This window comes from Proteus myxofaciens ATCC 19692 (genome assembly GCF_001654855.1).
In the GTDB taxonomy this organism is placed as follows: Bacteria; Pseudomonadota; Gammaproteobacteria; order Enterobacterales; family Enterobacteriaceae; genus Proteus; species Proteus myxofaciens.
This window is the reverse complement of record NZ_LXEN01000093.1, coordinates 26,322-34,102: the sequence shown is the minus strand read 5'-3', so window position 1 is coordinate 34,102 and position 7,781 is coordinate 26,322. Positions and strand designations below refer to the sequence as shown.

The following is a 7,781-nucleotide window of genomic DNA, read 5'->3' as shown; positions in this document are numbered from 1 at the left end:
ATTGTTTAGCTTGGTCACTATCTCGCCGTCTGAATCACTGTTCTTATCTTGTTTATTGGTGCGAAGGGGGGGACTTGAACCCCCACGTCCGTAAGGACACTAACACCTGAAGCTAGCGCGTCTACCAATTCCGCCACCATCGCGTAAACAATAAGTAAGATAAGATGGGGTGGCTAATGGGACTCGAACCCACGACAACTGGAATCACAATCCAGGGCTCTACCAACTGAGCTATAGCCACCATAACAGCTATCTTATTACTTCACTAACAACGCGATTCACCGTAACTCTTAGCACGCTTTAATGGCGCGCCCGACAGGATTCGAACCTGAGACCTCTGCCTCCGGAGGGCAGCGCTCTATCCAGCTGAGCTACGGGCGCTTCACGCCGTTGCGGGAGAGGATAGTACGGATTTACGCACTGTCTGTCTAGTGCTTTTTGAAAAAAAAAGTTTGTTTGACGATAGTTTGTGCATTTCGTCGATAAATGGAGCGTTTTTACGCTTTCAACGCCCCACCAGTATAATAATCAATCAGCCAAGATGCTAGTCTAGTTTATTAATCTTTCTATTTTTATTGCAAAAAGAAAGAAAATAACATTAATAACTTACAGTTTATTACCATAATAGTAACCAACGAACTTTAGCAACTTAAATTGGCGCTTAATTCGACTAGGTTGCGAGAGCAAGCGATATAGCCACTCTAGTCCTAAGTTTTGCCATGCTTTAGGTGCACGCTTAACGTGGCCTGTAAAAACATCGTAAGTGCCACCAACACCCATATACAACGCATCAGGGTAGATTTTTCGACAAGCACGAATAAACAGTTCTTGTTTAGGCGACCCCATTGCAATAGTCACAATTTTAGTACCCGATGCTTTTATACGCTCAAAAAGTGCCTCTCTATCTTGCGGTGTAAAATAACCATCTTGGCTACCTACTATATTCACATTCCATTGCGCTTTTAGCTTGTCTTCTGTTTCTGCTAAAACACTAGGTTTACCTCCAACAAGAAAGACAGGTGTTCCTTCTTTTCCCGCTCTTTCCATTAGCGCTTCCCATAAATCAGCGCCTGCAATTCGAGAAACTTGCGCATCAGGGTATTTACGACGGATGCCCCTTACAACACTAATGCCATCTGCATATAAATAATCAGCTTCTCCTAATAGCTCATTAAGTGCACTATCATTTTCTGCTGTCAGTATTTTTTCTGCATTTATCGCAATTAGCGAACCATTTTTAATTTGAGTTCCCTCATAAAGATAATCCAGAAAATGAGTCATATCTCGAAATCCCCAGATATTATGTCCGCGGATTGAATACTTCGGAATTAAATTCGATCCCATTACTTTTCCTTTTTCTCTAAACGAGGTACAGCACGTAAATGATTCGCCATGTAGTGACGAATTAATCCCGCACTTTCAAATAACCAATAAAGTAGCTTTGCAACCACTAAACAAAAGCCAAAGATTAAGCAAAAGAAAACAACACGTGAAACAAAAGAATCTACGCCTTCTCGTGCTAATACAATCATGTTAAAAATCGCGCCAAAACAGAATGCTTGAAGAACAGCGGATTTATAGCGATTAGTTTCGTTTAATCCTTGTTGATAAAGCCAATCAAACCATTTAATAATTAATCCTACTACAATTGCGCCTAATGGAATAAACACAACACCACCCATAATCACTAAAGAGCCGATTAACGTCGGTGAGATAGCTAATCCTGCATGGTAATTGAGTACTTCCCATGTAAAGTAATTAGCCGAATTCAGAACAACATCAGGACGCTCAGGCCAAACCCAAGAAGGGATAAAGACATAAAAATCGCGAATGATAGGCGCTAAACCTTGAAATTCAATTTTGTCATAGTTATCAATTAATAAACCAAGGTTTTCCCAAGGCGAGAACGTATCTCGAGTTAGGTATAAAAAGGTATAAAACGCCTCTGCACCACTAACATCTAACCCATAACGTTTTAAAGCAAGCCAGAACATACCGACAATACTGATAATACCTGCTGCTACAAGCATCCACAGTGTTATCCAGCCACGCACAATGCCGATAAATAAGAAAAGCGCAAAAGCGATAATAATATTGGCTCGCGTGCCACCCACAATCACATACGTTAAAATACCAAAGCCAACTGTTGCACATAAAAAGAAAATCCAACGTTGCTGTGTTGGCTTCAAGAAGTAAACCACCAGCATCGCTGGAATAAAGAAATAGAAAAACCGCTTAAGTGCAACACCCGATACTTGGCTAGAAAAAATTTGACTATATGTTTTTAGTTTGAAAAGTAAAAAACCATTTTGTAAAAAGAAAATACCCACAGTAACAAACGCAATAAGCGCTAATAAAATCCATGTTAGGTTAGTCTCTACCCTATTCATCGTAAATAACGGTCTAGAAGTCCCGCTGCTGGGCTTTCTGAGTCTAACCTTGTAAGTAACATAATAAATCGCATAAAAGCTTGTAGAGGCTAATAATGCATGTAATAAGGCATCAACGGGGACTACCGCAACATCAAACTGAAAGACCAATAAACAAGTTAGTGGAAAACCAAAATAGAATGTCAATAAATAAAGCATGGAAAAAAAGACATTAAAATTAAAACGAACCCGCCTAAACTCTTGATAAGTCAGTAATAAAATAAAGCTTAAAGAAATAAAATAGACAAGCGCTAATCCACCCAATTGCGTTAATGTCATTGGGTCCCCCCTTCACTCATCTCTATCAATTGCTTCCAACCTTCTGTAAAATTGGGCGCAAAAAAAGCAATTTTTTGACTATCCCGCCTTAGTAGCTCGTGTTTTGCTTCTTCAATTAACGCAATATCTAACGTATCACCAGAGAAAAAGACCGGAACACCTTGCTCTGTTAAATCTTGCCAAAATGGATTTTGACGACTTATCACAAAAGGGATCGCGAATTGAATAAGCAAGCAAAGCGTACCAATGCCTTGTTGACGATGAAAAATAAAATATCCTAAATCACAGGTTTTCAGTAGCGCAAGATAATTATCAAATGCCAATTTATGGCGTAATATTTCTACACTATTAGGCAAGAATAATTCATCAGCGGCTTGCTGAACCTCTTCTATATACTCGTCATTATTTTCAGGATAGCCCATTGGAATTATCACTTTTACACGCTGACCAAATTGCTCAATGATTGCCTTTAACGCAGTGATGTGACGATTAGATTTATCGCCTGAATTTCCGACGACTATCGTCATTTCTCTATCATTAATAGCGGGCTTTTCTTTAACAGTAAGAGAAGGATCCATTCTTGTTGGAAAATAGAGCAAGGTTTCAGGAATATTTGCGTGTGATTGCGCAAAATAATTAAGATCACCCCGTGTACCAAACACATGGCCTACGCGCTTTTGTGCCCAATTTCGCAACAAATAAAATAATTTAAATTTTAGTTGTTTTGAGTCTTGATAGAGATCAGCACCCCAAATATGCCACCAGAATTGATGACGTTTAATTTTTCCCATTAATAATGCAAGCCAAATCGGCGCATTAAATTGTCCTAGAAAAAGAAAACGTTGCTGTCTATCCGCTTTAGCAAGCGAGATAACTTTCTCAGAGACCTGTTTTTTGTCTGCAAGACATTCAATCGCTAAAGCAGGATAGTGAGCCTGAAGCGAGTCATCTTTACTGGCAACGATAAAATGAGGTTTATACGTTAATTCCGCCTCTTTCACGAGGTGGTCGTTAAAAAACCGTAACATTGTGTTGTTGTGGTGCACAATGTCTGAACCTAGTACGTAAATTAAAGTTGTCATTTGCGCCTGCAATAAATCACGAAAACAGAACTACAGAGAAGAAAATAAATGATATATGTCGCCATATAGGCTTGAGCCGCACCTAAAGCGCCATGCTCAGGAATAAGCCAACGCGAAAATAGCGTTAGTAAAACAAACTGACTGACTTCTGTAAGCACATAAAAGCGCAGTGCAGCTTTAGCAATAATTAAATAGCCAAAAACATAAGAACCCACTTTCAACACATCACCCACAAGCTGCCAAGCGAACAAATCACGCATTGCGATAAATTTATCGGAAAACAGCAACCAAATAGCGAAATCACGTAATAACCACACCATAAAGCTTGCAACAGCCACAGCAGGTAAAACAAATTTTAGTGATTTTACAATCTCTTTTGCGATATCCCGTTTTTGGGTTAACCGTGAGAGTGTAGGTAATAAATAAACAGAAAATGAGGCTGTAATAAATTGTAGATAAGCATCTGAAATACTGCTAACACCTTGCCAAATGCCGACTTCATCCCAGCTATAATGGGTTGCTAACAGATTACGCATCATAATATAAGCGACAGGTAACGTAATTGAGGTCAGTATTGCCATAATCGTAAATTTACCAAGATGGCTGGCAATAGCGCGATCCCAACGTGGTTTTAGCTCGCTCAATGCAAAGCGCTTACGTTTTAACAGCATCACGGTTGCAGGTATTAATATCAGCGCTGGCACTAGGGCAAGTCCAATAAGTGCGCCATGATAACCTGCAAATAAATAGCATAAATAGTAAGCAACAACGCCGATTAAACTACCTGCAATAATCGAGAGTGCATTCCCTGATGCATCTCTATAACCTTTTAATATAGCTAAAAAATAATTGCTATATGCAATCCCCATTTGAATAAAAGCAACAGCTCTTACAATATTTTGATATTGCTGGTAATCGTCATCAAAAAGTACTTGGCTAATGGGTGCTGAGAAAATGAGAAAGATAATGGCAAGTAGTGTAGAAAACAGTAATATCATTGATGATGAAGTTCCTAGCACATTTTTGCGCTGTTTATCATCATCTTGATATTGTGCAATAAGTTTGGTGACGCCATTAAAAATACCGGCACCAGAAAGTACACCTAATACAGTAATGAGTTGACGAAAGTTACCCGCTAGCCCGACACCAGAAGGTCCAAAAGAAACGGCAAGTAACTTAACGACCAGTAAACCAACCCCGATTTTTATCAGGGTTGATCCCGCAGTCCAAATTGACGCTTTAGCTAATGACATAGATTACGCAAAGAACTCACGAATATGGTGAATAACCGTTTGTTGCTCTTCTTCTGTCATATTATAGAACATCGGTAAACGGACTAAGCGCTCGCTTTCTTTTGTCGTGAAGATATCTTCGCCATCAAAGCGACCGAATTTCATTCCTGCTGGGCTTGTATGCAATGAAACATAATGGAATACCGTTAAGATACCATGCGCTTTCATATACTCATTAAATGCAGTACGTTGTTCAATATCATTAAGCTTGATATAAAACATATGCGCATTATGTTCTAAGCCTTCTGGCACAACAGGTAACGTTAATAAGCCTTTTTCAGCTAACGGTACTAATGCATCATAATAAATTTGCCAAAATGCTAAGCGACGCTCATTAATTTTTTCTGCTTCTTCAAGCTGAGCCCATAAAAAGGCAGCTTGTAAATCAGCCATTAAGTAACTCGAACCAATATCACGCCAAGTATATTTATCCACTTGACCACGGAAAAATTGACTCCGATTGGTCCCTTTTTCACGAATAATTTCAGCGCGATTGATTAAGGCAGGATCATTAATCAATGTCGCACCACCCTCACCACCTGATGAGTAGTTTTTAGTTTCATGAAAACTATAACAACCAATGTGACCAATCGTACCTAATGCTTTACCTTTATAGGTTGACATCACGCCTTGTGCTGCATCTTCAACAACAAATAAATTATGTCGTTTGGCAATAGCCATAATGGTATCCATTTCACAGGCAACTCCCGCGTAATGAACAGGAACGATAGCACGCGTTTTCTCTGTAATCGCAGCTTCGATTTTGGTCTCATCGATATTCATCGTATCAGGACGAATATCAACAAAAACGATAGTCGCACCACGTAATACAAACGCATTTGAGGTTGAAACAAAGGTAAAGCTTGGCATGATAACTTCATCGCCAGGCTTAATGTCTAATAAAATAGCCGCCATTTCTAATGATGCAGTACAAGAAGGTGTTAGCAATGTTTTATGGCAATGAAATTGTTCTTCTAACCATTTTTCACATTTTTTTGTAAAGTCACCATCACCACAAAGCTTGCCACTTTCCATCGCTTGTTTCATGTACTCTAATTCTGTGCCAACAACCGGTGGTTTATTAAACGGAATCATATTATCCCCTGTATAACCAATATGTAGTGCTATCAATAACAGCACCACTTTGTGTGTATAAATGCGAAGCGACTATATTGCTAATTTGTGTTGCAATATAAAGGATTGGTATGCTTTGTTGTTCACACCATTGCTTCGCGACGGACATCAGTTGTTTACCAACGCCTTGTCCTTTATTTTCAGGCATGACAGCAAGTAGCCCTACACGAGCTTCATTATCTGAAATGCGGCGTAGTGTCACAAAACCACTCATATTATCGTGGTCATCTAGCGTCACTAAGCAGATGTCATCAAACGTTCCCAATACTGCTTTTTTTACCCATAAAGCGTAAAACCGACTGCTATCTTTGGCTTGATACCACGGCGCCCTAAAGCGACTTTGCACAAAAGCCTGAGAGGCTAATTTCATTAATGAAGTAATATCTGCTTCTTTTGCTTCTCGATACCGCAATGATGGTGTTTTTACGCAAGCATTTTCTATGCCATCATTTTCTGTTTTTATCAGAAGTTTAAAATCAATTTCACCTTCAGCAAGTTGGAAGCCTAATTGACTTAATTTATCGACTAGCGATAACGCATGCGAGGGTATTTTTGCCTGAATTAGGGCAAATTCATTTAGCTGGTTATCTGTTAAAACAGGGGCGTGAGCATCAAACTCAAGACGCCCTGTTTTCAGTGAGAAAAAATCACTTTCCCACTCAAGATGGTTAATATTGGCGAGGACGGACATGTAATAAATCCAATAAATAGCGACCATAACCTGTTTTAACAAGTGCTTGTGCACTTTCTTTCACTTGTTCGTCACTGAGCCAGCCATTACGCCAAGCAATTTCTTCAAGACAAGCGACTTTAAATCCTTGGCGTTTCTCAACAGTTTGAACAAACGTACTAGCCTCAATTAAGCTGTCATGAGTACCTGTATCTAACCAAGCAAAACCACGCCCTAATAGTTCAACGTTTAGTTCACCACTTTCAAGATACATCTGATTAATAGAGGTAATCTCAAGTTCACCACGAATAGACGGTTTTACCTTTTTGGCAAAATCAACCACACGATTATCGTAGAAATAAAGCCCTGTTACAGCCCAATTAGATTTTGGTTTCTCGGGTTTTTCTTCAATAGATAAAACGCGAAAACTATCATCAAACTCGACAACACCAAATCGTTCAGGATCCATCACTTGATAGCCAAAGACTGTTGCGCCTTGTTCACGTTGAGCAACTTGTTTTAGTTTTGGACTAAAGCCTTGACCAAAATAGATATTATCACCCAATACTAAGCAACAATGATCGTCACCAATAAATTCTTCACCTAAAATAAAGGCTTGGGCTAACCCATCAGGAGATGGCTGTACTTTATATTGAATATGCACACCAAAAGCAGAACCATCGCCCAATAAACGTTGGAATGAGGTGAGATCATCAGGTGTTGTTATTAGCAAAATATCTCTAATACCCGCAAGCATAAGTACTGAAAGCGGATAGTAGATCATTGGCTTATCGTAGATAGGCAACAGCTGTTTTGATACACCTTTGGTTATCGGATGTAATCGTGTGCCAGAGCCACCAGCTAAAATAATACCTTTCATCATCTCCCCTTACTT

At 39.3% G+C, this 7,781-nt stretch carries 7 protein-coding genes and 3 tRNA genes; all 10 read right to left on the bottom strand.

Annotated features, from left to right (window positions below):
* Positions 1-56 precede the first annotated feature (56 nt).
* The 10 genes from M983_RS09440 to rfbA all read right to left on the bottom strand — a co-directional run bounded on the left by M983_RS09440 (position 57) and on the right by rfbA (position 7,766).
* Positions 57-143 (bottom strand) — tRNA-Leu (locus M983_RS09440).
* Positions 144-165: 22 nt separating this feature from the next.
* Positions 166-241: transfer RNA gene (locus tag M983_RS09435), tRNA-His, on the bottom strand.
* A 63-nt stretch (positions 242-304) separates the two neighbouring features.
* Positions 305-381 (bottom strand) — tRNA-Arg (locus M983_RS09430).
* 225 nt (positions 382-606) lie between these two features.
* Positions 607-1,344, bottom strand: a complete 738-nt coding sequence (gene wecG, locus M983_RS09425; RefSeq protein WP_066749805.1) for a lipopolysaccharide N-acetylmannosaminouronosyltransferase — start codon at positions 1,342-1,344, stop codon at positions 607-609.
* Positions 1,344-2,708: an ECA oligosaccharide polymerase gene (gene wzyE, locus M983_RS09420; RefSeq protein ID WP_066749804.1), complete on the bottom strand. Its 1,365-nt coding sequence runs from the start codon at positions 2,706-2,708 to the stop codon at positions 1,344-1,346. Before wzyE ends, wecG begins: the two co-directional genes overlap by 1 nt.
* Entirely contained in the window at positions 2,705-3,790 is a 1,086-nt protein-coding gene (locus M983_RS09415) for a TDP-N-acetylfucosamine:lipid II N-acetylfucosaminyltransferase (RefSeq protein WP_066749803.1), read from the bottom strand. The genes wzyE and M983_RS09415 overlap by 4 nt, the downstream gene beginning before the upstream one ends.
* On the bottom strand, positions 3,787-5,043 hold the full coding sequence (gene wzxE, locus M983_RS09410; RefSeq protein WP_066749802.1) for a lipid III flippase WzxE: 1,257 nt from the start codon (positions 5,041-5,043) through the stop codon (positions 3,787-3,789). The genes M983_RS09415 and wzxE overlap by 4 nt, the downstream gene beginning before the upstream one ends.
* A 3-nt stretch (positions 5,044-5,046) precedes the next feature.
* Positions 5,047-6,177 carry a dTDP-4-amino-4,6-dideoxygalactose transaminase gene (rffA, locus tag M983_RS09405; protein ID WP_066749801.1) on the bottom strand — a complete coding sequence of 377 codons (1,131 nt, stop codon included), beginning with the start codon at positions 6,175-6,177 and terminating at the stop codon, positions 5,047-5,049.
* 1 nt (position 6,178) lies between these two features.
* Positions 6,179-6,907 (bottom strand): dTDP-4-amino-4,6-dideoxy-D-galactose acyltransferase, encoded by a 729-nt coding sequence (rffC, locus tag M983_RS09400; RefSeq protein ID WP_066749800.1) that lies wholly within the window; start codon positions 6,905-6,907, stop codon positions 6,179-6,181.
* Entirely contained in the window at positions 6,885-7,766 is an 882-nt protein-coding gene (rfbA, locus tag M983_RS09395; RefSeq protein WP_066749799.1) for a glucose-1-phosphate thymidylyltransferase RfbA, read from the bottom strand. The genes rffC and rfbA overlap by 23 nt, the downstream gene beginning before the upstream one ends.
* Positions 7,767-7,781: the final 15 nt, after the last annotated feature.